Genomic DNA, 453 nt, shown 5'->3' on the forward strand with positions numbered 1-453 from the left:
GCACCGGCACCGGCACCGGCAAAACCGTCTTCGTCTTCCCCGGCCAAGGCACCCAATGGCCCGCCATGGCCCGCGAACTCCTCACCACCAACCCCGTCTTCACCCACCACATCCACGCCTGCGCCGACGCCCTGCACCCCCACACCACCTGGAACCTCCTCGACGTCCTCCACCAAAACCCCAACGCCCCCACCCTCGACCGCGTCGACGTCGTCCAACCCACCCTCTTCGCCGTCATGACCAGCCTCGCCCGCCTCTGGCAACACCACGGCATCCACCCCCACGCCGTCATCGGCCACAGCCAGGGCGAAATCACCGCCGCCCACATCGCCGACGCCCTCACCCTCACCGACGCCGCCAAAATCGTCACCCTGCGCGCCCAAGCCCTACGCCACCTCGCCGGCACCGGCACCATGATCTCCATCCCCCTCCCCGCCCACCAGGTCAACACGG

1 protein-coding gene is annotated in these 453 nt (G+C 69.3%); it reads left to right on the forward strand.

Annotation, left to right across the window (positions count from 1 at the left end):
* On the forward strand, positions 1–453 hold a 453-nt coding region (locus AC559T_RS17130), incomplete at both ends, for an acyltransferase domain-containing protein (protein WP_498869383.1).

Origin of the sequence: Frankia sp. Hr75.2 (assembly GCF_949319125.1) — a bacterium.
GTDB lineage: Bacteria > Actinomycetota > Actinomycetes > Frankiales > Frankiaceae > Parafrankia > Parafrankia soli.